Below are 24,894 nucleotides of genomic sequence, written 5' to 3' on the forward strand. Positions count from 1 at the left end.
GCATGCGTTCAACGACCAGTAGCCAGGCCTACGCACCTGATCCACGCAATGCCGAGGTCAAGGTGTACCTCAATGGTGAGTTCGTGCATCGCGATGCCGCGCAGGTGTCGGTGTTCGATGCAGGCTTTGTCTGTGGCGATGGCGTTTGGGAAGGGTTAAGGCTGGTCAATGGCCGCCTGATCGCGCTGCAGGCGCATCTGGATCGACTGTTCGAAGGCGCCTTGAGTATCGACCTGGACATCGGTCTGAGCCGTACCGAAGTCGAACAGGTGCTATGGGATACCGTGGCCGTCAATGGCATGTCCGACGGTGCACACCTTCGGCTGATGGTTACCCGTGGACGCAAAAGCACTCCGAACCAGGATCCACGCTTTATCATTGGCAAGGCGACAGTGATCTGCGTCGCGGAATACAAGGTAGTGGACGCACAAGCCAAGGCCCGTGGTATTACCTTGTTCACCTCGACCTACCGCTGCAGCACACCGGACGTCTTCGATCTGCGCCTCAACTCCCATAGCCGTCTGAACCTGATCCAGGCCCTGCTACAAGCACTTCATGCCGGAGCCGACGAAGCGCTGATGCTCGATAGCCGTGGCTTCGTAGCCAGTTGCAACTCCACCAACTTCTTCATCGTGCGCAAGGGTGAGCTGTGGACCTCATCGGCCCATTGCTGCTTTAACGGGATCACCCGACAAACCCTTGTACGCCTGGCCCGCGAGAACGGTATCAAGGTGCACGAGGGCGAGTTCACGCTGTCTCAGGTCTACGCCGCGGACGAAGCCTTCGTCACCGGTACCCTGGCCGGCATCACCCCGGTGAGAATGGTCGACGGCCGTCCGCTTGGCTCGGGCTCGCGTGATCTCATCGAGCGGCTGGACGAGCTGTATCGGCGTTCGCTATCGCAGTGAACAGAACCCGACGCGAACCATCCATCACCGTCGACCAGCCAGCTCTACGGGTCATGCCTTGCGCGGCTTGGCCCGCGCCGTGGGCTCGGCGATCAATGGGTCGTCGGGCCAGTAGTGCTTCGGGTAGCGGCCTTTCAAATCCTTCTTCACCTCGGCGTAGGTGGTGCGCCAGAAGTTGGCCAGATCCTGGGTCACCTGCACGGGTCGCCGTGCCGGGGATAGCAGATGCAGCAGCACCTGCTGCCGGCCATTGGCGATGCGCGGCGTCTCGGCCAGGCCGAACAGCTCCTGCAGGCGCACCGCCAGGACCGGTGGGTGCTCACTGTAATCCAGGCCGATGCGCGAGCCGGAGGGCACCGGCAGGCTGCGCGGTGCCCATTCCTCCAGGCGCTGGGGCAACGGCCAGGGCAACAGGATCTGCAGCATCGACGGCAGATCGAGGTGGCCGAAGTGGCTCAGCCGGGTGACCTTGCCCAGGTACGGCGCCAGCCAGGCATCCAGGCTGGCGAGCAGTGCCGGGTCCGAAACGTCCGGCCACTCGCTGCTCGCCTGGCTCTGCAGATCGAGCCCGCGCAGCAGCATGACCCGCGCCTGCCATTGGCGCAGCTCGGGCGTCCACGGCAGCAGCGCCAGGCCCTTGCGGCGCATCAGATTGACCAGCGCGGCGGTGCGTGCCTCGGCGCTCAGCCCTGCCAGCGCTTCGCTGGACAACACCAGATCGCCCACCTTGCGCTGTCGCTCGGCACGCAGCACACCTTCGCGCTCATCCCACTCGAGCAGATCCTGGCTGGTCACCTGTTCGGCCAGGACGGAGTCGAACAGCGCCGCCTCCAGTTCGGCGGCCAGGTAGATGCGTTCTTCACGCTGGCCCTGGCGGCTGCCCAGGTCGGCGACCACCAGCCAGGCGTGCTTCATCAGCGCATCGGCTTCGTTGAACAGCGCCGCGCGGCCATTGGCCAGACGGTATTCGGCGCCGCCCTCGCGACGCTGCCGGGCGACACGATCCGGGTAAGCGAAGGCCAGCAGCGCACCCAGCCAGCGGCCATGCGCGGGGTCACTGACCGCCTCGCTGACCGGCACGCGGCGCAGATAACCCTGAAACTGCTTGGCCAACTGCCGCGCTCGCTGCACGCCTCCAGCAGCGCCGCGTGCCGCTCGGCTCTCGCCCGACAGCAACGCCAGGCGACTGTGCAAGTCGGCACCACCGCCGCGCAATATGTCGCGCTCGCCCAGCAGAGCCGCGAGATCACAGGCCAATTCGCCCAGACCCAACGCCTGACCGCGCAGCAGCAGATGAGCGATACGCGGATGGGCCGGCAACTCGGCCATGGCCTGGCCGTGGGCGGTCAGCACGCCGCGCTCGTCAAGCGCGCCGAGGCGCAGCAACAAGTCGCGCGCCTGGGCGTAGGCAGCAGCAGGCGGCGGATCGAGCCACACCAGCTCATCGACTTCGACGCCCCAACGCGCCAGTTGCAGCGCCAGCCCCGCCAGGTCGGCCTGAAGAATTTCCGCCGAGGAATAGGCAGACAACTGCTCGTGCTGAGCCTGCGACCACAGCCGGTAGCACACCCCGGGTTGCAGGCGCCCGGCACGGCCAGCACGCTGGGTGGCCGACGCCCGGGAAATGCGCCCGGTATCCAGGCGGGCCATGCCGCTGCCCGGGTCGAAACGCGGCACCCGCGCCAGGCCGGCATCCACCACCACGCGCACGCCGTCGATGGTCAGGCTGGTCTCGGCGATATTGGTCGCCAATACCACCTTGCGCAGTCCGGCCGGTGCCGGTTCGATGGCCGCACGCTGGGCCGACAGTTCCAGCTCACCATGCAGCGGGCAGACGCGCACGTCGGATCGCCCAGCCAGCGCCTCGCCCAATTGTTCGGCCACCCGACGGATCTCCGCCTGGCCAGGCAGGAACACCAGCAGGCTGCCCGGTTCATCGGCCAGCGCCTGCAGCACGGTTTGCACCACTTTCGGCTCCAGCCATTCGCCGGCCTGCCAGGGGGCGCCCCAGCGGGTATCCACCGGGTACATGCGCCCCTCACTGCGCAGCACCGGGGCATCGTCGAGCAGCCCGGCCAGGCGCTCGCCCTCCAGGGTGGCCGACATCAGCAACACCTTGAGCGGCGCTTCGCCACTGTCGGCACCGCGAAACATCGCCCGGCCGTTGAGGGTCAGCGCCAGGGCCAGATCGGCGTCCAGGCTGCGCTCGTGGAACTCGTCGAAGATCACCAGCCCCACGCCATCCAGCGCCGGATCATCCTGCAGGCGCCGGGCGAGGATGCCCTCGGTGACCACCTCGATACGCGTGCGCGGGCCGACCTTGCTGTCCAGGCGAATGCGATAGCCAACGGTCTCGCCGACCACCTCGCCAAGCTCGCTGGCTAGCCGCTCGGCGGCGGCGCGCGCGGCCAGGCGGCGGGGTTCGAGCATGATGATGCGCTGCCCGGCCAGCCACGGCTGATCGAGCACGGCCAACGGCACACGAGTGGTCTTGCCAGCACCGGGCGGCGCTTCGAGCACCACTTCATCTCGGTCGGCCAGGGCGCGGCAGAGGTCGGGCAGCAGGGAATCGATCGGCAGGGTATTCATCGAGGCTCCATCATCGGCCGGCGATTATACGGCGAACCGCCTCTCGGCTTCGCCGGTCAGATGGCATCGGAAGCTGCGTGTTCGCAGCGCCACGGCAGCTTTGCAATCCGTGCCTTGCTATAGTGGCGTCCACTTTTTCTGGAGGTGCTCGATGCGCACGACATCCCGTGTTATCGGCGGCGTTCTCGCCGTTACATTGTTCACTCAACTCACCGCCTGCGGCACTATCTTCTATCCAGATCGCCGCGGGCAGATCGAAGGCCGTGTCGACCCGGTCATCGTCGGTCTCAACGCCATCGGCATCCTGTTCTACGTGATCCCCGGCCTGATCGCCTTTGGCGTCGACTTCGCCACTGGCGCGATCTACCTGCCAGGTGGCCTCAGCGCCCAGGTCGACCCGGAATCGCTGAAGGACGTGGTCGATGCCGACGGCAAGGTCGACACCGCCAAGCTCAAGGCGCTGATCGAAACCCAGACCGGCCACAGCCTGCCGCTCGACGATCCACGCCTGATCCAGCACAGCGGCAGCAGCGAGCAGCTGGCGGCATACGGTCTGCGCCCCGCCGCCTGAGAACATGCATACGCTCAGCTGCGCGTCGGCCCTCCTGCGTTAAAAACTGGCTCGGGAAGCTCATTTACAGCAGTAGAGTCGCCCGCGACTCCGACCGCTTCCTCGCCTGTTTTTGTGGGGCCGCCCAGGCCTTAAAGGTCGCTAGCTCGCAAGAGCGTAAGGACGTTCTGTATACCTCCCGATAGCAGCACACGGATAACCCATGACCCTCGATCGCCAGCACGCTCGCCTGATGCGTCAGGCCACTGCCGCCGCACTCTGTGTGGCGCTGACGCTGGTGCTGTGCAAGGCCGCCGCCTGGTGGGCCAGTGGCTCGGTCAGCTTGCTGGCCGGCCTTACCGACTCCCTGCTCGACAGCGCCGCCTCGTTGCTCAACCTGATCGCCGTGAACATCGCCCTGCGCCCCGCCGATGACGACCACCGTTACGGCCATGGCAAGGCCGAAGCCCTCGCCGGGCTGGGCCAGGCACTGTTCATCGGCGCCAGCGCGATACTCGTCGCGGTACAGGGCGTCGATCGCCTGCGCCACCCCGAGCCGCTCGCTGCACAGGCACTGGGGATTGCCGTGATGCTGCTGTCCATGGCATTCACCGTGGCTCTGCTGCTGTTCCAGCGCCACGTGGTGCGCCAGACCGGCTCCACGGCGATCCACGCCGACTCGCTGCACTACCGCTCCGACCTGCTGCTCAATAGCGGCATTCTTCTCGCCCTGCTGCTTGCCGGCCTCGGTTGGCAACAGGGCGACGCCCTGTTCGCCATCGGTATCGCCGCCTACATCCTGTGGAGCGCCTTGAGCATCGCCCGCCAGTCGGTCAGCGTGCTGATGGACCAGGAGCTCGACGCCGGCGTCAGCGCCCGCATGAGCGAATTGGCCTGCGCGGTGCCCGGCGTCATCGGCATCCACGACCTGCGCACGCGCTTATCCGGCACCCGCTGGTTCGTTCAGCTACATGTCGACCTGCCAGGCAGCCTGAGCCTCAATGAAGCCCATGCGTTGTGCGAAAAGGTCGAGAATGCGATCCGCAACGAATTCGCCCAGGCAGAGGTGCTGGTTCATGCCGATCCAATGGATTTGCCTGCACCAACTTGATGCAGGCCATGCGCCACCAGAAAAACACTGAACCGCCGTCACGAACGGCCAGTCAGCTTCAGTAAGCCCAAATGATTTGGGTGGGTCGCTCCCGGCTCTGCTCACCCTCGACCAGGGCGGCACCGGGAACCTATTCGTGATGAGAGGATTACCACATGAAGCGCGTATCCATGTTCGTCATCGCCGCCGTACTGGCCGCACCAGCCTTTGCAGCCGACGACCTGTGCACCGTCAACCTGCAGAAGCTCGACAATGCCGTGGCGGCCAAGGCCACCCTCGCCGAGCCACTCAAAAGCCAGGTTGAAGAAGCCAAGAAAGAGGCCACCCAAGCGCAAGCTGCTGGCGACCTGAAAGCCTGCGGCACCCACGCTGAACGTGCCCTGCAACTGCTCGACGCCCCAGGTGACGATGGCAGCGGCGCAACCAGCTGATGAGCACCAGGCCAGCCGTAACGCTGGCTTGATTCAGCAGGCGCAGTGCATGCCGGTCGACGCCACTCGACCTTTGGCGTACACTGCACGCCTTGCACGCTTTTGGGGCCGATTTGGATTCGACGCCGGTAGCGAAGCTCGAGGTGCATGCCGACTTGGTAACAGAAGTCGTAAATCCACTGTTGCAACTTTCTATAGTTGCCAATGACGAAAACTACGAGGGCTACGCTCTCGCTGCGTAAGCGGCGCGACTAGTCCTTCTGGTAGCTTCGGCTCCAGCGATCACTAGGGGATGCCTGTAAACCCGAAGTGATTGTCATGCAGAACAGGATCGCCGCGTAGTACGTTGTGGACGAAGTGGCTAAAACTTACACAACTCGTCCAAAGCACCCTGCCCGTCGGGCGGCTGCGGATTAACTCAGTAGACACGGCTAAGCATGTAGTACCGACAGTGGAGAACTGGCGGACGGGGGTTCAAATCCCCCCGGCTCCACCAAATTAGCGTTATAAATCAGGCACTTAGCGAATAGCTATAGTGCCTTTTTTGTGCCTTTTGGGGCTGTTTTGGCTGGGTTATGCCAGCTTTATGACAGCTTCCTGCCCGCGAAGCCCATCCGTGGCTGCCGCCTTTACCTCGATAACCGACGATACGTTTTCCGACGCTTTTCCGGTTTGAAATCGTGTCACAGCGGTCTGCCAGGGGTATTAAATCTGTGTCGGCTTACACACAGAGACCTTCACATGCCGATACATGACCCCACCTCAGAGCAGCAGCCAGCGGGCTGTCTAACTGCTCGAGTCGAGGCGATTGCTGCAAGAGCCATGGCTAAAGGGCACGCTACAAAAAAGCACACCAACCTACCAGCTACTGCACATGTGGTAAACGCGAAGCGCTGTCAGCTACCCACTTGGCCTGATACCGCCCGAGGAGTACCTAACATCGCATTACGCTCGGCGCTGTTCGGTGCAATTGGAAAAGGCTCTCGATGCTATCTGGAGCGGGAAAAGATTTTCGCTCAGACCGGCATCACGATCATGTACACCGGCGCACAACTCGATCAGGGCGACCTGGATGTGTGGGAGACCGTGCTGCACCTGGCGCGAGCTCAGCCCATTGGCCAGGAATGCAACATCACCGCCTACGGGTTGTTGCAGCTACTGGAATTAACGGACACCGGGGCAAATCGTAAAACGCTTAAGCGCCGCCTTAGCCGACTGAATGCCTGTGCGCTCGACGTTCAGGTCGGACCACGAGTCCATTATGAGGGCAGCCTGATCAACGAGATTTTCCGAGATGAACACAGCGGCCAGTTCGTCATTCGCCTGAATCCAGGCCTCAGCACAATGTTCGGGGCAGACCAGTTCACCCAGATTCACTGGAAGGTTCGGCAAACACTGAATGGTCATTATTTGGCCCAGTGGCTGCACGGTTTCTACTCAAGCCATGCAGCCCCGTTCCCACTGAAGATTGAAACCCTTCATCAGTTGTCCGGCAGCAAAACCGCCGATCAGTCCAAATTTCGCCAGCTACTGCGCAAAGCATTGAATGCCCTGAGCAGGGCGAGCACCGATCATGGGCAACCTTTCAGTTATTGCATCGATGGCAATTTGGTGAAGGTCGAGAAAACCCCGAGCAAAGCGCAACGCCGTCACCTGACCAAGCGCCAGGATGAGAAAAATGCCGTTACTGCGGGTAGGAAAATACCGTCGCAGCAGGTATGGGATACCGTTACTACAGGTAGAGACTGACGTCACAGCAGGTAGGCCTTACCGTTGCAGCGAGTAGCCTGTCTTCAGACTGCCTTCCTCGAAACCCCCGCAACGACTCGGGCTCTCGGCATTAGCCGCCCTCCGCTAATCCTCTTTAATCTAAATCTAATCCACTCGGGGAGATGGTGAACCTGATCGACCTATCACCGCAGTTGGCTCCACAGGCAGCCTCCCGCAGCACGCAAACGTCAAAAACTTTACAGTAATTGCATTTACACGCGGCCCCACACCAGCCAGAATCGAACTCGAATTTCGCTCAGGCACCCGGATGCTTACCCTCAAACACGAAGTCCTCCTCCGGCTCCGCGCCATCGAGCTGATCGCTTTCTGGGAAGGTCGCCTGATCACCACCCAATTGATGGACTGGTTCGGCGTCAGCCGCCAGCAGGCCTCACTGGATATCAATCGCTATAACAGCGAGCTCAACCCTGATGCGCTGATTCACAACCCAGCGGTCAAGGGCTATGTACCAGCTCCCGGTTTCCAGCCAGTACTCACCTCAGGGCATATCAACGAGTACATGGAGCTACTCGGAGGCCAAAGCAGCCAGCCTATGGCTCAGGTGCTGGAGTCCCATCCAGGAGTGGCAACTGTGCAACTGCCCGACCGCGCAGTAAGGCCCGAGGTAGTGCGCGAGGTAATCAAGGCCTGCCGCAATGCCAGCAGCCTGAAAATTCTCTATGCCTCCATGTCCAATCCACAGATCCACGAACGGGTGATCTCGCCGCACACCCTCGTCTACACCGGCTTCCGCTGGCATGTGCGAGCCTGGTGCCACAAGCGGCAGGCATTCCGTGATTTCCTGCTGTCACGTATCGACCGCACGCCCAAGCCCTGCGCCGAAAGCACTCCGCCAGCGGAAAACGACAGCCTCTGGAACGAAAAGATCACGCTGACGCTGTTCCCCAACATCCTGCTCAGCGATGCACAGAAAGCGCTGGTCGAACGCGACTTCGGCATGCCCGAAGGCCGCCTGCAGCTGACGGTGAGAAAAGCACTCGCCCACTACACTTTGCAGCGTTATCAGGCCGCCATCAGCGAGCAAGAGGCCGAACGTGTACGCGAGCACCCGTTGCAGCTGACTCCAGCAGATCGGGTCAAACTGGAGCCGTATCTGTTCAGCAGTGAGGGCGAGTAGACATGCAGACCTTCACCTACGACTCGGATCTGACTGGCGGTTCCCTACAAGTGCGCGAGTCCCGGATCATTGCCGACCTGCTCCTTTGCGGCGCCAGTCCCGAGCAGTGGCAGGAGGCAATCCAGCAGCAGAACCTGCTGCAAAAGCGCAGTCCTACCTCGGCCAGGCGCATTGCCCAAGCCCTGCGCAAACGCCTGGAGCGTCTGGATACGCCCTTCTGGCGTGCCATCCGTGACGGTGACGACGAGTTGGCTACTCAGGTGGTGTTCTGTTCTGCCCTGGAGCGCAACCTGTTGCTGGTCGAATTCATCGAGACCGTGCTCAAGGATGCCTTCGTCACCCGCGCCGAAAGCCTGGAACCCTACCACTGGAGCGAGTTTCTCGAAGACCGCAGCCACCGCGACCCTGCCATCCAAACCTGGGCCGAATCCAGCCGCAAGAAAATGGGCCAAGTGGTTTACCGCATGCTCGCCGAAGTCGGCCTGTTGCACAGCACCCGTAGCATGAAGCTGCACCACCTGCTGGTCCGCCCAGAGGTTATAGCCCTGCTGGAAGACAGTCACCGCCAACGCATCAAAGCCTGCCTGGAAGTATCCAGCGCAACCGCCCAGTAGGCGCGGAATCAAGGAGTATTCGAATGAATCAGCAGCTACAGGATCGGTTGAACCAGATCCCGGACAAAATCCTCACCGAGGAGTTTTTGAAGAGCCAGGGCCTGGGCAACGAGATCGGCTTCTGGATCTTCGACTATCCCGCCGAAGACGAGCTGCAGGTGCGCGAATACCTCAGCTTCCTGCAGGGTTTTCTGGACAAAAAGCACGCCCAGCTCAAGGTGATCAACATCAACTTGCTGCAGGCCATGCGCGACTATCTGGATCAGCGCAGCTTCACCGACAAAGCCATCCAGATGCAGAAGACCAAAGGCGACCAGGCGCTGCTCAAAGCGCTGTCCGGCCCGTTGCACATGGACAAGTTCGCCCCTTTCCTGATGGAACACAGCCGCGCTGCCGAGCACGATATCGTCCTCATCTCCGGGGTTGGCTCGGTGTGGCCGGTGCTGCGCGCGCACAACCTGCTGAACAAGCTGCATGCCCTGCTCGGCCACAAGCCGTTGGTGCTGTTCTACCCCGGTCACTACTCAGGGCAGTCGCTGGCCTTGTTCAACAAGATTCCCAGCAATAACTACTACCGCGCGTTCAAGCTGGTTCCCTGATCATTAAGGACGATACGTAATGAGCATCAAAGACATCTTCTTCAAGGATCTCGGCCGCCCCATCAACGGCGTGGTCAAGGCGGATCAGGCTGATGACGCCACCGTGTACCAGGAGTTGGACGAATACGTCGTCACCAACGAACTGGAGCGACATTTCCGCAGTTTCTTCGACTCCTACAGCACTGACCTCAACGATCCCACCATCGCCAACCGCGTCGGTGTGTGGGTCAGCGGTTTCTTCGGCTCCGGTAAATCGCACTTCCTGAAAACCCTGTCCTACCTGCTGGCCAACATCGAGGCATGTGATGCCCTGGGCAACAGCAAAAAGGCCGTGACCTTCTTTGATGCCAACAAGCTGCGCGATGCCATGATCCGCGCCGACATCGACAAGGCCGTGGCCAATACCGCCGATGTCATACTGTTCAACATCGACAGCAAAGCCAGCTCCAACGACGCCGGTAACCCGATCCTCAACGTATTCCTGCGTGTGTTCAACGAGCACCAAGGCTTCAGCGGCGATCACCCGCACATCGCCCATATGGAACGCCACCTCAGCCAGCGCGGCGTGTACGAGCGCTTCACACAGGCCTTCAACCAATCCACCGGGCTGGAATGGGCGCAAGAGCGCGATGGCTACCAGTTCTACCAGGACGATATCGAACTGGCGGTAGCCGCGGCCCTCGACCTCTCTGCCGAGGCCGCGCACAAGTGGTTCGAGGATTCCGAGCAAACCTTCAGCGTCTCGGTGGAAAACTTCTGCCGCTGGGTCAATGAATACCTGGAAACCCAACCGGCCAAACACCGCGTGCTGTTTTTGGTGGACGAAGTCGGCCAGTTCATCGGCAGCGACACCAAGCTGATGCTTACCCTGCAGACCATCACCGAAAACCTCGGCACCATCTGCAAGGGTCGCGCCTGGATCATCGTCACCTCCCAGGCCGACATGGATGCCGTACTCGGCGAGTTATCCGCCTCCAAGGCCAACGACTTCTCCAAGATTGCCGGGCGCTTCAAAACGCGCCTGTCGCTGTCCAGCTCCAACACCGACGAAGTCATTCAGAAGCGCCTGCTACGCAAGACCGATCAGGCCGACACCGAACTGCGCGCCCTATACGCCCAGAAAGGCGACATCCTGCGTAACCAGATCACCTTCGACCGCTCCGGCCCGACCCTGAAAAACTTCGACGGTCCGGAAAGCTTCGTCAGTAATTACCCCTTCGCCCCCTACCACTTCCAGTTGGTGCAGAAGGTCTTCGAGGAGATCCGCAAGGTAGGTGCCACCGGCGCGCACCTCGCCTATGGCGAGCGCTCCATGCTCGACGCCTTCCAGATGGCGGCCCTGGAGCTTGTCAGAAAAGGCAAAGGTCTCGGTGCCCTCGTGCCCATGCACAGTTTCTACCCCGCCGTAGAAGGCTTCCTCGATACCGCCGTCAAACGCACCATCGACCAGGCCAGCGAAAGCAGCGTGCTCGACACCTTCGACGTACAGATCCTGCGCACCCTGTTCATGATCCGTTATGTCGACTTGATCAAAGGCACTCTGGACAACCTGGTCACCCTCTCCATCGAGCAAGTGGACGAGGACAAGCTCGCCCTGCGCCGGCGCATCGAGGAAACCCTGCAGCGCCTGGAGAAGGAAAGCCTGATCACCCGTAACGGCGAAGAATTCGTCTTCCTCACCAACGAAGAGCGCGACATCACCCGCAAGATCAAGGCCACCGAAATCGCCTCCTCGGATGAGAACAAGGAGCTGTCCAACCTGATCTACAAGGATCTGCTCAAGGACAAGAACAAGTTCCGTTACAGCGTCAACAAGACCGACTACAGCATCGGCCGCTACCTCGATGGCCACAGCCTCGAGGGCCGCTATGAAAGCGACCTGCGTGTCGAAGTCGTCTCTCCGCTGGATCTTGACTACGCCCTGTACGGCGAGGCCGGCTGCCTCAACAAGAGCAACGAAGCTCCGGCGGGCATGGCACTGATCAAACTGCCCGACAGCAAGGAGTTCTTCAGCGAACTGCGGATATTTCTCAAGACCAACAAATTTGTTCGTCTCAATGATGATGGCACCCAACCAGACCTGACAAAAATCTACAACGACCGCAAGGCAGAGAATCAGGAACGTAAAAAGCGCCTGCGCCTGATGCTCGAAGAACTGCTGGAGCGCGCCGAAGTCTACGCCCTTGGCCAGCATCTCAAGCTTGGCAGCAGCAACATCCAGAGCAAGTTCGATGAAGCCTGCCAATACCTGCTGGAAAACACCTACAGCAAACTCGGCTACCTGCGCGTGCTGCAAGCCGAGCCCGAGCGTGAACTGCATGCCGTGCTGCACACCGACGGCATCGGCCAGCTAGGTCTGTCCCTGGATGGGGAAGAAGGCAACCCGCAGGCCATCAAGGAAGTCGAACAGTTCATCAGCCTGCGCGCCTCCGGCAATGATCGCCTTCTGGTCTCCGACATCATCGAGCGCTTCAGCAAACGCCCCTTCGGCTGGCCGGATGGCGAAATCCTGCTGATACTCGGCCGCCTTGCCGCCGTAGACCGCATCTCCTTTCATGCCGCCGGCCCCAGCCTACCCCTGGCGGAAGTCTTCGACTACCTGCAGAACAGTCGTCGTCGCCGTGAAGTCTCGGTGCAGAAAAAACGCCAGACCGACGAGGCCCTGCTCAAGCAGGCGCGCAACCTCTCCCAGGAGCTGTTCAACGCCCTCGGCCCGGCCGGTGAAAAAGAGCTATTCGATTTTTACACCCAGCGTTTCAACGGCTGGCTGAGCAACCTGAAAAGCTACAAGAGCAAAACCGACGTAGGCCGCTTCCCCGGCAAAGACAGCATCGAGCAGGCCATCCTCGGCCTGCAACGCCTGCTCAGTAACAGCGACAGCGTCGACTTCTTTAAGGCCGTGGTCGACAACAGGCACGACTGCCTCGACCTGGAAGAGGATTACCGCGACCTCCACGAGTTCTTCAGCAACCAGCTGCACACCTGGCAGCAGTTGCAGCAGGCCCTGCGCCGCTTCGAGAAGAACAAGCCGGCACTGGAGAAAGACGACAAGGCGCGCAAGGCTATGGCCGAGCTGCACAGCATCGAAAGCAACGCCGCCCCCTACAACCAACTGCACCAGGTTGCGGCGCTGGTTGAAACCGTCGAGGGCATCAACAGCGCCATCCTCGCTGACAAGCGCAGCCATGCCCTGAGTCGCGTCGATGAAAAGATCACCCAGCTGCAGGCCGAGATTGCCAAGAGCGGCATCGAAACGTCCGAACTGAGCAATCGACTGCTGCGCCCGCTGCAATTGGTCAAAGCCGAGCTGGAAACCGAAACCGGCATCGCCAATATCTACATGCTGCAGACCCAGACCGCCGACGAACGCCTGAACGACGGCATCTTTGAGTTGGAGCGCGCCCTCCACGCCGAAGCCGAGCGTCAGCAAAAACTTCGGCAGGCTCAGGAACAAGCCGCGCAAACCGCCAACCAGGGTAATAGCGTCAAGGAAGATCGCGCACCGACACTGGCTCCAGCCAAACCCGTAGCCCTGCCCAAGCCCGTGGTGGACGTCGCCGCCACCAGCGTGTTCAACAAGCTGGGCAATGGCGTTTACCTGGAAAGCCAGCGCGACATCGAGCGCTTTATCGACGCCCTCAAGGCCGAGCTGGAAGCAGCGATCAAGCAGGACAAACGGGTCAGGATTCGCTGACGGGAGCGCCCATGATGCAACCCATCGAACAGCTGCTGCAGCAAGCGGAAAACAAGCAGCTGGAGTTCAAGCGCGATCTGTCCTCGCCCAAGCCGTTGCTCAAGGCTCTGGTCGCCTTCGCCAACACCGCAGGCGGCCAGCGGATCATTGGCGTGGCCGACAACGGTGACATAGTCGGCGTGGATGATCCCCTCGCCGAAGAGGAGCGCCTGGGCAGCCTGATTGCCGACAGCATCGCGCCGCGGTTGCTACCCAATATCGAACTGCTCACCGTGGAGGGTAAAACCCTGCTGCGGGTCGAGGTCTTCCTCAGCAGCTCACGTCCGCGCTACCTCAAGGCCCTCGGCCCGGAGCATGGCGTTTTAGTGCGCCAGGGTTCCAGCAACCGCCAGGCCGATGTCCGCCTGATTGCCGAGCTGGGTCGCCTGGCCGCAGGCGAGACCTTCGATGCGATGCCCATGCCTGAGCTGAGCCTGGACGATCTGGATCTGCCGGCCATGCAGCAGCAGTTCGGTGCCAGCGTCGCACTCGATGAGCAAAAGCTCCTCACCCTCAAGCTGCTCACACGCTACCAGGGCCGCCTGGTGCCAACCAAGGGTGCCGTGCTGCTGTTCGGCAAACACCGGCAACTGCACTTCGACGATGCCTGGATCCAGTGCGGGCGTTTTCGCGGCACCGACAAGGTCGACATCTTCGACCAGAGCGAAATCCACGACTATCTGCCGCAGGCGGTGGACAGCATCGAGCTGTTCTTGAAGAAGCACGCCTTCAAGAGCGCCGAGTTCACCGCCATGCGCCGCACGGACGTGTGGAGCATCCCGCTCACCATGCTGCGCGAGGCGGTCATCAACGCCCTGGTGCACAGCGACTACTCCCAGCGCGGCTCGCCGATCCGCATCGCCTTCTTCGACGACCGTATCGAGATAGAAAGCCCCGGCATGCTCCTGCCCGGCATGACCGTGGAAGACATGAAAAACGGCGTGTCCATGATCCGCAACCCGGTCATCGCCCGCGTATTCCGCGAGCTCAAGCTGATCGAGCAATGGGGCAGCGGGGTCAAACGCATCTTTGCCGAGGCCGTCGCCCTGGGCCTGCCCGAGCCGCAGATCCAGGAAATCGCCAACCGGGTGCGCTTCATCATTGCGCTGGCGGCCCCCGTCAGTGTTACGCCCTCCCAAGCCGACTCCCTGACTCGCTCACAGCAAGAGTCACGGCTAGAGTCGCGGCTAGAGTCGAAGCTGGCCGCACGCGTGGTGATGCTGCTGCGACACCAGCCTTTGGGCAAGGCCGCGCTTGCCGAACAGCTCGGCCATAAAAGCGTATCCGGCGAGCTGCACAAACAAATCAAACGCCTGCTGGAGCTGGCAGTGATCGAAATGACCCTGCCTGACAAACCCAACAGCCACCTGCAGAAATACCGCCTGCTTGACGCCAGCCTCACCAAGGACGACGCATGAACACCAACAACATCAAACGCTACGCCCCCAAGGCGCGCACGGCCTTTATCGCCGCAATGAGCAAGCGCGCGGCGCTGTTTGGTATCAGAGAATCCAGCATCCCCAGCATGGGTATCGAGCCGCTGGAGCAGAAAGGCGATCTGGCCCTGATCGGCGACCGGCCGTTCCCGGCTAGCATCATCCGTCCCCGCGCCGCGCTGGTGAAAAAGGTCGAGCAGATGGGCTTTACCCAGGCTATGGAGCAGGCCGCTTATAGCTGGTTCAACCGCCTGTGCGCCATCCGCTTTATGGAGCTCAAGGGCTACCTGGATCACGGTCGCCGCGTGCTCAGCCACCCGGATCAGCCGGGCGGCTTGCAGATCCTCGACGACTGCCTGGATATCGAGCTGGAAGGCCTAGACCGCCAGCGCATTGCGGAACTAAAGCTCGATGGCCGCAAAGACGAAGAGCTCTACCGCGAACTGCTGCTCGCCCAGTGCCACGCCCTGCACCAGGCCATGCCCTTCCTCTTCGAGGCGGTCGACGACGCCACCGAACTGCTGATGCCGGACAACCTGACCAAGACCGACTCGCTGATCCGCGAGCTGGTCAGCGCCATCCCCGAAGAAGACTGGGCCAATATCGAGATCATCGGCTGGCTCTACCAGTTCTATATCTCCGAGAAGAAGGACCAGATCATCGGCAAGGTGGTCAAGAGCGAAGACATCCCCGCCGCCACCCAGTTGTTCACCCCCAACTGGATCGTCCAGTACCTGGTGCAGAACTCCGTGGGCCGCCAGTGGCTGCAGACCTACCCGGACTCGCCGCTCAAGCAGAAGATGCCCTACTTCGTAGCACCGGGTGTGCAACCCATCGAGGTGCAAGCCCAGTTGGCAGCCATCACCCCGGAAAGCATCGACCCGCTCAGCATCAAAGTGCTCGACCCGGCGTGCGGCTCCGGCCACATCCTGGTCGAGGCCTACAAGGTGCTCAAGGATATCTACACCGAACGCGGCTTCCGCAGCCGTGACATCCCGCAGTTGATCTTGGAGAACAACCTGTTCGGCCTGGATATCGACGACCGCGCCGGCCAGCTCGCTGGCTTTGCGCTGATGATGCTGGCCCGCGAGGACGACCGCCGCATCTTCGGCCGCATGGCAGAGAACGGCTTCAAGCTCAACGTGCTGTCGCTGCAGGAAAGCAGCCACCTCGACTTTGCCAGCTTGTGGAAGGCGCTCAATCTGACCAGCGACTGGCAGCGCGGCCAGTCGCACAGCCTGTTCGACAGTGAGCAGACTGACCTCAGCGCTGCTCAAGCCGACAACCGCTACCAACTGCTAAAAAGCACATTGGCGCGCTTTACCCAGGCCAAGACCTTCGGCTCACTGATTGAGGTACCGACCGAGGATGCTGAGCCGTTGGGGAAATTGCTAGAAGAGCTGCGGCAGCTGGCTCGATGTGGAGATTCTATGCAGAAGTCGGCGGCAGAGCAGCTGACTCCCTATGTGCAGCAGGCTTGGGTATTGGCGCAGCATTACGATGCGGTTGTGGCGAATCCACCATATATGGGCAGCGGCGGAATGAACTCTGCCCTAAAAGACTTTGCAAAAAAACGCTATCAACGCAGCAAGTCAGACCTGTTTGCGATTTTTATGGAGCGCGCCTTTGGTTTTCTTAACGACAATGGACACAACGCGCAAGTTAATATGCAAAGCTGGATGTTTCTTTCCAGCTACGAAAAGATGCGCGAGTGGATTTTGAATGAAAAGACAATCATCACGCTGATACAGATAGGCTACAACAGCTTTCCTGAACTCAACTCAAAAATTGTTCAGTGCTGCGCAAGCATTATAAAAAACACAAAAGTAAATGAGCATCGCGGACCATACATAGATTTAAACTCCGCACCTCAATCAGCTGATAAAAATTTAGTTTTTATTAAGAGAAGAAATAATAACATTTATGTTGTTAACGAAAAGAAATTCAAAAACATCCCTGGAAGCCCAATTGCGTACTGGTTATCTGAGCCGGCATTTTCTGCGTTTTCCGCCCCAAAACTTTATGATATTGGCGCTACTCGAAGAGGCCTACAAACCGGAAACAAAGAAAAATATATAAGGCAGTGGAATGAATGCAGCATTAATACTATTGAACTGGAGAGACTAACAAAAGAGCAAGTGATCGCAAGCAAGAAAAAATGGTTCTTATTTAACAATGGCGGAGATTTCAGGAAGTGGTACGGAAATCTTGATCTAATTGTTGAGTGGGAAAACGATGGCGCATCTCTCAAATCTTTCGACGGAGCAATCATACCAAGCGAAAGCCTTTACTTTGAGGAAGGTATCTGTTGGCCTCGGCTTGGCTCTGGGCTTGCTGGCTTTCGACTGCACCCTAGAGGTTTTATCCCTGGCGATTTATCACCTTGCTTTTATTCTGAAAATAAAAACATTTCCGTAATGGCATTATTGAATAGCAAGGTGTGCCATTACTTCTTGAGCGCAATAAACCCAACACTGACAATGCCTGTTGGTGATATGGCAAAAATCCCTTTCATGAAAATTCATGATATAGGCACGACTGAAGGTAACGCAAAGAAATTACTTGAAATTCATAAGTCCGACTGGAATTATCTTGAAATTTCATTCGATTTTAAACGACTTCCTATTCAGTCGATAGGACATACTGAGCACGCCCTCAAGTCCATATATAACAACCTTCGCAGCCAGCAATCTAAAGTCATTCTTGAAGCTCAGAAACTTGAAGAGATAAACAATCAAATCTTCATAGCTTCATACTCCTTACAAAATGAGCTAACGCCAGAGGTACGCTTAAGCGAAATCTCTCTGTCTTGCAATCCTTGTTATCGTTATGGTAGTAACTCTACAGGCGAAGAACTTGAAGCAAGATTGCAGGCCGATACTTCAGCTGAGCTTATTAGCTACACCATCGGCTGCATCATGGGCCGCTACTCCCTCGACCGCGAAGGTCTGGTCTACGCCCATGCCGGTAACCAGGGCTTTGCAGACATGGTCGCCGAAGGCGCCTACAAGACCTTCCCCGCCGACAACGACGGCATCCTGCCGCTCACAGATCAGGAATGGTTCGCTGACGACGCCACCAACCGCTTCCGCGAGTTTATTCGCACCGTCTGGGGCGACGAGCATCTACAGGAAAACCTCGACTTCGTCGCAGAGAGCCTGTGCTTGTACGCCATCAAGCCGCTAAAAGGTAAATCAGGTGGCGAGTCGGCGCTGGACACCATCCGCCGATACCTGAGCACCCAGTTCTTCAAGGATCACCTGCGCACCTACAATAAGCGCCCCATCTACTGGCTGTTCAGCTCCGGCAAGCATAAGGCCTTCGAGTGCCTGGTCTACCTGCACCGCTATAACGAAGGCACCTTGGCGCGCATGCGTACCGAGTACGTCATCCCGTTGACTGCCAAGCTCAACACATACGCAAACAAGCTAGCCACGGATATTGAAAACGAAGCCGTCACGTCCGAGAAAAAACGCCTGGAAAAACAACTCACCACCCTGCACAACCAACAAGCCGAACTCGCCACCTTCGACGAAAAACTCCGCCACTGCGCCGACCAGCGCATCAGCCTGGATCTCGACGATGGCGTGAAGGTGAACTACGGCAAGTTTGGGGATTTGCTGGCAGAGGTGAAGGCCATTACTGGGGATAAAGGAGAGTAAGTATGGTCACGCTGGTTTTCTCGTACGCGCATGCCGATGAGACACTGCGCAATGAGTTGGAAAAACATCTTGCCCCGTTGAAGCGCATGGGGCGAATTGATACCTGGCATGATCGCCGAATCGTTCCAGGCGATGAGTTCGAAGGTCAGATCGATCATTACTTCTCTACGGCCGACATCATCCTGTTGCTCGTCAGCAGCGACTTTATCGCCTCCGATTACTGCTACCAGATCGAGATGAGCAATGCCTTGCAGCGCCACGAACGCGGCGAAGCGGTAGTAATCCCGGTCATTCTCCGGCCCTGTGCCTGGCACAAGCTGCCTTTTGGCAAGCTGCTGGCTGCCACAGTGGACGGCAAGCCCATCGTGCAGTTTCCAAGCTATGACGACGGTTTTGTCCAGGTTGTCGATGCTGTATCCCGTGCATTGGACAAGCTTGGGGCCAAAGCTCCACAAGCAGCCCCGCCCCGACAACCTGGTCGTGCCAGAGCTGTTGGCGCCACGGTGAGCATTGGTCGCAGCACGCCCCGCTCTAGCAACTTGGCCATCCCAAAACGCTTCACCGACCTTGATCGGGATCGCGCCTGCCGCGAAGGTTTCGATTACCTGACCCGCTTCTTCGAAAACTCCCTTGCAGAACTGGCGAAGCGCAACGAAGGCCTGGAAACAGACTTCCACCGCCGCGATGCTGATGCCTTTGCCTGTTCCATCTACCGGCATGGCAGCAAGGTCTGCCACTGCGGCATCTGGCGCAACGCTCGCGGCATGGGTGGAGATATTTGTTACAGCCAAAGCGGCATCTCTCAAAACAGTTACAACGAAAGCATGAGCATTGCCGAAAACGGCCAACTCATAGGTTTTCGCCCCCTCATGGGTGGGCAAATGCTCGGCACACAACGGGATCAGCTGCTAACCGATGAAGGAATGGCGGAGCATTTCTGGGAGATGTTCATTCGTCCGCTTAAATAGAACTCCCGCTACTAAAAATGCCTGAATTAACTCGCCTGATTGAGCACTTTGTGCTGCTGCTCAAGGATTGATCTGATGGATACGCAACAACTGACCCAAGGCCTGAAGCAGGCATTCTTCGCGGAAGACCAGCGCATCGTGTTCTGGTACGACCCTGAGCAGAGCTTTGTCGACGAGCTGCCGCAACTGGATCTGCCCGATGTGCAGGTGTTGAACATGCAAGGCGAGTCGACCTTCGGCCTCAAGCTGCAGCTGGAGCTTGAAGCCCACCGCGGCAAGTACCTGCTGTACTTCCCCTGCGCAGAGCCTGACGCCGAAGACGACTGGCTGCTGGACATCAAGCTGTACTCGCGCTGTTTCTATGCCGACCGTATTTCGCTGATCTTCAATGAGCTGGGCCTGCAGCAGCAGAGTTTGCGCGAACACCTGGCCCGGCGTGAGCAGTTTCTTGGCAGCAAGACTCGCTTGGGCGCGCTGAAGCGCCTGATCCAGCCGACCGATAGCGAGGAAGCCCTCGATCTGGCGATGATCGCCGTGGTGCTAGGTGCCGGCAACGCCGATCTGCTCACCCTGCTCTGCACCTTGGCCGAGGCTTCGGTGCGTGACGACCTGGGGTTGGAGAACAACCCCGCCAGCATCGCCGAGTTATACAAATACAACCTGATGCCGACGCTGTTGCAGGCACTGCAGGGCGAAGTCGGTTACCCGGCCAGCGCCGAAGAGCTGAGCGGGGAAAAGCCATTGCGCTTCGGTCACTTCCTGATTCGTCTGCTGGCCACCGGCTTCTGCGAAAGCATTGGCGACATCCCAGACTGGGCCAAAGCCGTAGCCATCCCCTCGGCCAACGCCCGCGCCACATCACGGGCCCTGCTCTCGCGCTGGCGGGACAGTTCACGTTTCTACAAGACCTACGATGTGGTTTCCGATTGGGTCAGTGAAGCGCTGTACATCCGCGAGAAGATCGGCGCGATTGCGCTGGAGACGCTGGTCAACGTCGCCACCTTCCAGACGGTGGAGCAGCAGATCATCGTCGACCTGACCCAGGCCATCCCCGAGGCCGACCCTAGGGATCTGGCGCTGTTCTCGCGCATCATTGCCGAGCGCCTGGACAATTACTGGGCCTCGCGGCACAAGGATGACGACATCCGTCGCAAGTACCGGCTGCTGTACTCCGCTCTGTCAGCCGCCATCGAGCTGTTCAGCTTGCGTCAAAGCCACGCCGCCGGCTTCCACTTCGCCAGCAGCGAAGCGCTGTACAGAGCCTATGAGAGCGAGCTGTACCGCTTCGATACCAGCTATCGACACTACTTTGCAGCGTCCAATCGTGCTCATGTTGAGCTGCTGAAGAAGCTCGATGACGCGGTTGAGCAATGTTATGCCTATTGGTATCTCGATCAGTTGGGCCGCAGTTGGGGCGACCGAGTAGAGGCCGAACAACGCCTGGAGCATTGGAAGATCGCCGGCGTACCCAACCAGCAGGACTTCTACGAACGCTGGGTGCGACCACATTTCGAGAAAAACCGTAGCAAGCGCCTGGTGGTAATCATCAGCGATGCCTTTCGTTACGAGGCGGCCATGGAGTTGCGAGAGCGGATCAACGAGAAGCGCTACAGCGAGGCGACCCTGACCAGCCAGTTGGGTGTACTGCCCAGCTACACCACGCTGGGCATGGCCGCGCTATTGCCGCACAAGACCCTGGAGTACCGCGAGAACGGCAGCGATACGGTATTCGTCGACGGCCAGTCCAGCGCCGGGACTATTCAGCGTGACAAGATTCTCGCCCAATACAGCGGCATGGCAGTGACTGCCGAGCAGGTCAAGGCCTGGTCACGGGATGAAGGCCGCGAGGCGCTCAAGGACCAGCAGTTGGTCTACGTCTATCACAACGTAATCGACGACCGCAGCGACAGCGGCGGACCGTCCGAGTCGGATACCTTCCACCATGTGGAGGTCGCGATCGAGGAGCTGACCGAGCTGACCCGCAAGATTCTCATGCACTTCAATACCAGTACGGTGCTGATCACCGCTGACCACGGTTTTCTGTTCCAGCAGAGCAAGCTGGAGGTTGCCGACCGCACCACTCTGATCGACAAACCCGAAAGCGCCTTCAAGAGCAAGAAACGCTATGTACTCGGCCATAGCCTGCCGACCGCCAAGGAGGTCTGGAGCGGCTCGACGCGCCTGACCGCAGGTACGACATCGGACACCCGGTTCTGGATTCCCAAAGGTGCCAACCGCTTTCACTTCATAGGTGGTGCGCGCTTCGTCCATGGCGGGGCCATGCTGCAGGAGATTGTGGTGCCGGTGCTGACCGTCAACCAGCTGCGCGGTGAGAAAGCCGAGAAACGCACCAAACGCAAGGTCGGCGTCATCTCGCCGAAGTCGGCGCTGAAGATGGTCACCAACATCCAGCGCTTCGATCTGATCCAGACCGAAGTCGTCAGCGAGCAGGTGCTGCCAGTAACCGTGGCCGTTGCAATTTATGAAGACGAGCAGCCGGTATCCAGCGAGGAAGTGGTGACCTTCGACTGTGCCACCGACTCCATGAGCGAACGCATGAAGCAGGTGCGGCTGTCGTTGGCGGGCAGCGACTTCGATCGCAGGAAGGACTATTTCCTGATCATTCGTGACAAGGACCTGAATACCGAGTTGGAGCGCTACCGCGTCACCATCGACCTGGCCTTCACCGACGACTTCTCTTGAGAGCACGATATTAGATGGATACCGAACAGGATAAAGACCTCGACCAACTGCTCAACGAGCATTTCGCCGGCCGCGTGGTACGCAAGGACCTGACCAAGCTGATCAAGGAAGGGGCCAATGTTCCGGTCTACGTGCTCGAGTACCTGCTCGGCATGTACTGCGCCTCGGATGACGCCGAGGTCATCGAACACGGCTTGAAGAATGTCAAAACCATACTGGCGGAAAACTATGTCCGTCCGGACGAAGCCGAGAAGGTCAAATCCCTGGTACGCGAGCGCGGCACCTACAAGGTGATTGATCGCGTAACCGTGCGCCTAAACGAGAAGAAAGACCGCTACGAAGCCTCCTTCAGTAGCCTTGGTATCCGCGATGCGGAGATTTCAGCCGGCATCGTCAAGGAATACGAAAAGCTGCTGGTAGGCGGTATCTGGGTAATCGCCACGCTGAGCTACTACCACGAAGAGGGCCAGAGCGGCTCGCCGTTTGGGGTGACGCTGCTCAAACCGATCCAGATGCCGAACATGAACATGCAGGAGCTGTTTGACGGGCGCGCAGCACTGACCACCGTGCAATGGCGCGAAGCGCTGATTCGCTCGATTGGCATGGAGCCTTCGACCCTGGCAGAAGATGTGCAATGGCATCTGCTGGCACGCATGGTTCCCTTCGTCGAGAACAACTACAACGTCTGCGAGCTTGGCCCGCGCGGTACCGGCAAAAGCCATATTTACAAGGAATGCTCGCCCAACAGCATGCTGGTGTCAGGCGGGCAGACCACCGTGGCCAATCTGTTCTACAACATGAGCAGCCGGCGTATCGGCCTGGTCGGCCTCTGGGATGTGGTCGCCTTCGACGAAGTCGCGGGGATCAACTTCAAGGACAAGGACGGCGTACAGATCATGAAGGACTACATGGCCTCCGGCTCCTTCGGCCGCGGCCGTGAGCAGATGGAGGCCTCGGCTTCGATGGTGTTTGTCGGCAACATCAACCAGAGCGTCGAAACTCTGGTGAAAACCAGCCATCTGCTGGCCCCCTTCCCCGAGCAGATGATCGACGCTGCCTTCTTCGACCGCTTCCATGCCTATATACCAGGCTGGGAAATCCCGAAGATGCGCCCCGAGTACTTCACCAACAAGTACGGCCTGATCGTCGATTACCTGGCCGAATTCTTCCGCGAGATGCGCAAGCGCAGCTTCGCCGATGCCATCGACAAGCACTTCAAGCTGGGCAACAACCTCAACCAGCGCGACGTGATCGCAGTACGCAAGACCGTATCCGGCCTGCTCAAGCTGCTCTACCCCCACGACCAGTTCACCAAGGAAAACGTGCGCCAGTGCCTGGAGTACGCCTTACAGGTGCGTCGGCGGGTCAAGGAGCAGCTGAAGAAGATCGGCGGCATGGAGTTCTACGATGTGCATTTCAGCTACATCGACAACGAAACCCTGGAAGAACACTTCATCGCCGTGAAAGAACAAGGCGGCGGCTGGCTGATTGCCGAGGGGCCGGGCAAGCCGGGTTTCATCCACACCATTGGGCTGAGCGGCAAAGGCATGCCAGGCCTGTATCGAATCGAACTGCAGGTCACCAAGGGCAGCGGAAAACTGGCCACCTCGGGCCTGTGGAACTCCAGCGTCGCCAAGGAGCAGGTGAAGATCGCCTTCGACTACTTCAAGGCCAACGCCTCGCGCATCAGTGCCTCGGCCAAAGTGCTGGAGCACGACTTCCACCTGCATGTGGTCGAGCTGCAAAACACCGGCCCGCTAACCCACATGGCCCTACCCAGCCTGGTGGCCTTCGCCTCCGGCCTGATGGGCCGCCCCGCACAAGGGCAGATGGTGGTACTCGGCGACATGAGCCTGGGCGGCAGCATCACCCCGGTGGAAAGCATCGCCGAGTGCCTGCAGGTGGCCTTCGACGCTGGCGGTAAGCGCGTTTGCCTGCCGATGAGCAGCGCCATGGACATCCCGACCATTCCGGCGGAGCTGTTCACCAAGTTCCAGACCAGCTTCTATGGCGAGCCGGTGGAAGCGGTGTTCAAGGCGTTGGGGGTGGATTGACTCGATGCGCGACACTAGCGTTTTCAGCCGGGCGCTTTGACATTGATGGCGAGCATTCCTGGGGCGTGCTGCAGCGCTTGCTCCAGGCATACAGGCTGTGAACGGACATGCCTAACCGTCGTAACAGCTGCATGTCACACAGGCAATCCGGGAACCCAAGCAGCGGTGCAAAGCTTCTCACGAATGCGCTCGTTCATCATGGCTCGTAAAACGGCCAACCATGGGGGGGTTGATCCAGGCCATCGCGACTACGTTTGAGCAGTTCAATCGCCCTCACACAGTTCACCGTCGTCATCTGCTGTGAATCGCCCCTAGTTTCGTAGACACCTCCAAGCCTCATAATGAGGCCCACTAGGAGGTGCCATGAGCAACCAGCGTTACCCCGAAGAATTCAAAATCGAAGCGGTCAAGCAAGTGACCGAGCGTGGCCTTCCTGTAGCCGAAGTGGCAGCGCGGTTAGGTATGTCGGTGCACAGCCTGTATGCCTGGATCAAGCGCTACAGCAAGCCCCAGGAAAAGCGGCAGCAAGAGAACGATCAGCAGGCCGAACTGCGTCGTCTGCGTGCTGAACTCAAGCGAGTGACCGAAGAGCGAGACATCCTAAAAAAGGCCGCCGCGTACTTTGCCA

At 59.4% G+C, this 24,894-nt stretch carries 15 protein-coding genes, 1 other RNA gene and 1 pseudogene; 16 read left to right on the forward strand and 1 reads right to left on the reverse strand.

Annotated elements, in window-relative coordinates; translation table 11 throughout:
* Positions 1-2: 2 nt before the first annotated feature.
* The gene (locus BLR94_RS23930; RefSeq protein ID WP_084308446.1) at positions 3-908 is read left to right on the forward strand and encodes an aminotransferase class IV; all 906 of its coding nucleotides are present in this window, start codon (positions 3-5) and stop codon (positions 906-908) included.
* Positions 909-959: 51 nt separating this feature from the next.
* On the opposite strand, the gene hrpB is transcribed toward BLR94_RS23930, so the two are convergent.
* Entirely contained in the window at positions 960-3,497 is a 2,538-nt protein-coding gene (gene hrpB, locus BLR94_RS23935; RefSeq protein WP_084308445.1) for an ATP-dependent helicase HrpB, read from the reverse strand.
* 151 nt (positions 3,498-3,648) lie between these two features.
* On the opposite strand from hrpB, the gene BLR94_RS23940 reads away from it, so the two are divergent.
* From BLR94_RS23940 to BLR94_RS28080, 15 genes and pseudogenes are all read left to right on the forward strand, one after another.
* Positions 3,649-4,068: a polyribonucleotide nucleotidyltransferase gene (locus BLR94_RS23940; protein ID WP_084308444.1), complete on the forward strand. Its 420-nt coding sequence runs from the start codon at positions 3,649-3,651 to the stop codon at positions 4,066-4,068.
* A 202-nt stretch (positions 4,069-4,270) separates the two neighbouring features.
* Positions 4,271-5,158: a cation diffusion facilitator family transporter gene (locus BLR94_RS23945; RefSeq protein WP_084308443.1), complete on the forward strand. Its 888-nt coding sequence runs from the start codon at positions 4,271-4,273 to the stop codon at positions 5,156-5,158.
* Between the two features lie 155 nt (positions 5,159-5,313).
* Positions 5,314-5,589: a hypothetical protein gene (locus BLR94_RS23950; protein ID WP_084308442.1), complete on the forward strand. Its 276-nt coding sequence runs from the start codon at positions 5,314-5,316 to the stop codon at positions 5,587-5,589.
* A gap of 104 nt (positions 5,590-5,693) precedes the next feature.
* Positions 5,694-6,085, forward strand: a transfer-messenger RNA (tmRNA) gene (gene ssrA / locus BLR94_RS23955).
* A gap of 245 nt (positions 6,086-6,330) precedes the next feature.
* Positions 6,331-7,338 carry a plasmid replication initiator TrfA gene (gene trfA / locus BLR94_RS23960; RefSeq protein WP_244158255.1) on the forward strand — a complete coding sequence of 336 codons (1,008 nt, stop codon included), beginning with the start codon at positions 6,331-6,333 and terminating at the stop codon, positions 7,336-7,338.
* Between the two features lie 289 nt (positions 7,339-7,627).
* Positions 7,628-8,497: a helix-turn-helix transcriptional regulator gene (locus BLR94_RS23965; RefSeq protein WP_084308440.1), complete on the forward strand. Its 870-nt coding sequence runs from the start codon at positions 7,628-7,630 to the stop codon at positions 8,495-8,497.
* Positions 8,498-8,499: 2 nt separating this feature from the next.
* Positions 8,500-9,111, forward strand: a complete 612-nt coding sequence (locus tag BLR94_RS23970) for a DUF1819 family protein (RefSeq protein WP_084308439.1) — start codon at positions 8,500-8,502, stop codon at positions 9,109-9,111.
* Positions 9,112-9,134: 23 nt separating this feature from the next.
* Positions 9,135-9,710, forward strand: a complete 576-nt coding sequence (locus BLR94_RS23975) for a DUF1788 domain-containing protein (RefSeq protein ID WP_084308438.1) — start codon at positions 9,135-9,137, stop codon at positions 9,708-9,710.
* 19 nt (positions 9,711-9,729) lie between these two features.
* Positions 9,730-13,404 (forward strand): BREX system P-loop protein BrxC, encoded by a 3,675-nt coding sequence (brxC, locus tag BLR94_RS23980; protein ID WP_084308437.1) that lies wholly within the window; start codon positions 9,730-9,732, stop codon positions 13,402-13,404.
* Between the two features lie 11 nt (positions 13,405-13,415).
* The gene (locus tag BLR94_RS23985) at positions 13,416-14,861 is read left to right on the forward strand and encodes an AlbA family DNA-binding domain-containing protein (protein ID WP_084308436.1); all 1,446 of its coding nucleotides are present in this window, start codon (positions 13,416-13,418) and stop codon (positions 14,859-14,861) included.
* Positions 14,858-18,541, forward strand: coding sequence for a BREX-1 system adenine-specific DNA-methyltransferase PglX (gene pglX / locus BLR94_RS23990; RefSeq protein WP_084308435.1), 3,684 nt, complete (start codon positions 14,858-14,860; stop codon positions 18,539-18,541). Before BLR94_RS23985 ends, pglX begins: the two co-directional genes overlap by 4 nt.
* 2 nt (positions 18,542-18,543) lie before the next feature.
* Positions 18,544-19,509 (forward strand): toll/interleukin-1 receptor domain-containing protein, encoded by a 966-nt coding sequence (locus BLR94_RS23995; protein WP_084308434.1) that lies wholly within the window; start codon positions 18,544-18,546, stop codon positions 19,507-19,509.
* Between the two features lie 75 nt (positions 19,510-19,584).
* On the forward strand, positions 19,585-22,212 hold the full coding sequence (gene pglZ, locus BLR94_RS24000) for a BREX-1 system phosphatase PglZ type A (protein WP_084308433.1): 2,628 nt from the start codon (positions 19,585-19,587) through the stop codon (positions 22,210-22,212).
* 14 nt (positions 22,213-22,226) lie between these two features.
* Positions 22,227-24,266 (forward strand): protease Lon-related BREX system protein BrxL, encoded by a 2,040-nt coding sequence (brxL, locus tag BLR94_RS24005; protein WP_084308432.1) that lies wholly within the window; start codon positions 22,227-22,229, stop codon positions 24,264-24,266.
* 363 nt (positions 24,267-24,629) lie between these two features.
* Positions 24,630-24,894 (forward strand): annotated as a pseudogene (locus tag BLR94_RS28080) (transposase); the annotation flags it as partial.

The organism is Phytopseudomonas flavescens, assembly GCF_900100535.1.
Classification (GTDB): Bacteria; Pseudomonadota; Gammaproteobacteria; order Pseudomonadales; family Pseudomonadaceae; genus Aquipseudomonas; species Aquipseudomonas flavescens.

Coding starts and splice junctions, on each gene's coding strand:
- BLR94_RS23970 (WP_084308439.1), top strand. CDS start 8,500: ATGCAGACCTTCACCTACGACTCGGATCTGACTGGCGGTTCCCTACAA.
- brxC (WP_084308437.1), top strand. CDS start 9,730: ATGAGCATCAAAGACATCTTCTTCAAGGATCTCGGCCGCCCCATCAAC.
- trfA (WP_244158255.1), top strand. CDS start 6,331: ATGCCGATACATGACCCCACCTCAGAGCAGCAGCCAGCGGGCTGTCTA.
- BLR94_RS23965 (WP_084308440.1), top strand. CDS start 7,628: ATGCTTACCCTCAAACACGAAGTCCTCCTCCGGCTCCGCGCCATCGAG.
- pglX (WP_084308435.1), top strand. CDS start 14,858: ATGAACACCAACAACATCAAACGCTACGCCCCCAAGGCGCGCACGGCC.
- hrpB (WP_084308445.1), bottom strand. CDS start 3,497: ATGAATACCCTGCCGATCGATTCCCTGCTGCCCGACCTCTGCCGCGCC.
- pglZ (WP_084308433.1), top strand. CDS start 19,585: ATGGATACGCAACAACTGACCCAAGGCCTGAAGCAGGCATTCTTCGCG.
- brxL (WP_084308432.1), top strand. CDS start 22,227: ATGGATACCGAACAGGATAAAGACCTCGACCAACTGCTCAACGAGCAT.
- BLR94_RS23995 (WP_084308434.1), top strand. CDS start 18,544: ATGGTCACGCTGGTTTTCTCGTACGCGCATGCCGATGAGACACTGCGC.
- BLR94_RS23930 (WP_084308446.1), top strand. CDS start 3: ATGCGTTCAACGACCAGTAGCCAGGCCTACGCACCTGATCCACGCAAT.
- BLR94_RS23950 (WP_084308442.1), top strand. CDS start 5,314: ATGAAGCGCGTATCCATGTTCGTCATCGCCGCCGTACTGGCCGCACCA.
- BLR94_RS23940 (WP_084308444.1), top strand. CDS start 3,649: ATGCGCACGACATCCCGTGTTATCGGCGGCGTTCTCGCCGTTACATTG.
- BLR94_RS23985 (WP_084308436.1), top strand. CDS start 13,416: ATGATGCAACCCATCGAACAGCTGCTGCAGCAAGCGGAAAACAAGCAG.
- BLR94_RS23975 (WP_084308438.1), top strand. CDS start 9,135: ATGAATCAGCAGCTACAGGATCGGTTGAACCAGATCCCGGACAAAATC.
- BLR94_RS23945 (WP_084308443.1), top strand. CDS start 4,271: ATGACCCTCGATCGCCAGCACGCTCGCCTGATGCGTCAGGCCACTGCC.